The 1275-nt window shown below is 72.1% G+C and carries 1 protein-coding gene and 1 pseudogene; both read left to right on the forward strand.

Annotated features, from left to right (window positions below):
• The first annotated feature begins 144 nt into the window (after positions 1-144).
• Entirely contained in the window at positions 145-477 is a 333-nt protein-coding gene (locus AB0H87_RS41855) for an Lrp/AsnC ligand binding domain-containing protein (protein ID WP_360159448.1), read from the forward strand.
• Positions 413-1275 (forward strand): annotated as a pseudogene (locus AB0H87_RS41860) (diaminopimelate decarboxylase); the annotation flags it as partial. The gene AB0H87_RS41855 and the pseudogene AB0H87_RS41860, both read left to right, overlap by 65 nt.

Below are 1275 nucleotides of genomic sequence, written 5' to 3' on the forward strand. Positions count from 1 at the left end.
GGGCCTCCCATACAGAGCCGGGGTACCGCCGACGCCTCGTGGGCATCGGCCGGCGTCAAGGACGAGTCAGATGCGGGCCCCTCGGCGTAGCGAAGGCGTCAAGGCAGGTGCACCCGGCGCGGGCCGGGTCGCACGATCAATGCCATGAGCGGAGAGGTCGAAGCGGTCGTGCTGGTCTGGTTGAACCAGACCCAGGACGCGCCGTGCCTGGAGGCCTACCTGGCACGTCGGCCGGAGGTGGTCGACGCCTGGTGGGTCGCCGCTGATTCCGATGCCGTCGTCCGGGTGCGGTGCCAGGACATGGCGGCCCTCGACGGCCTGGTCCGTGGGCTCCGGCACCACGCCGGAGCCGGGCGCACCCTGACCCACCTCGTGCTGCGCCCGTTCGACCCGCATCTGTCAAGGAGAAGGCATGAGCCTCTCGGACCTCATTCCGTCACTGCGCACCTCGCTGCCACCACAGCGGCTGTGCACTGAGATCTGGCCGGCGTCGACCCGGCACACCGGGCACGGCGCGATCAGTGTCGGCGGCGTCGACCTCGCGACGCTGGCCGAGCAGTACGGCACCCCGGCGTACGTCATCGACGAGGAGGAGGTCAGGGGCCACTGCCGGGAGTACGGCGCGGCCTTCGGCAACGGCCACGTCGTCTACGCCGCCAAGGCGCTGACCAGCCGGGCCGTGCTCCGCTGGGTCAAGGAGGAGGGGCTGGGCCTGTCCGTCTACTCCGAGGGCCAGCTGTCCGTCGCCGCCGCGGTGGGCTTTCCGGCCGAGCGGATCGTCCTGCACGGGGACGCCAAGACGCCCGCCGACCTGCAGGCGGCGCTCGACTACGGCGTCGGCCGGGTGGTCATCGAGTCGGCGTCGGAGGTGACCCGGCTCGCCGCGATCGCGACGCGCCGGCAGAAGGTGCTGATCCGGGTGCTGCCGCCGCACGACGCGCTGTTCGACGGGGTCGCCGGGATCCCCGCGCCGAACGACTGTGACCGGTTCGGCGTCGCCGCACCCAGCACCGCGTTCGACGACCTGGTGCAGCGGATCATCGCCCAGCCCAAGCTGGAACTGGTCGGCCTGGACTGTTACGTCGGCTCGCAGATCAGCCGGTTCGGCGGCTACGAGCGGGCGATCCAGCGGCTGGTCGCGGTGGCCGGCCATCTCGCCCGTACCAAGGGAGTCCTGGTTCGGGAGATCAACATCGGCGGGGGTCACGCCGCCCCCGCCGTGGACGGCGAGTCCCCCTTCGCCGTCGCAGCGTTCGCAGGCCGGGCCCGGGCGGT

The organism is Asanoa sp. NPDC050611 (assembly GCF_040654855.1).
Classification (GTDB): Bacteria; Actinomycetota; Actinomycetes; order Mycobacteriales; family Micromonosporaceae; genus Asanoa.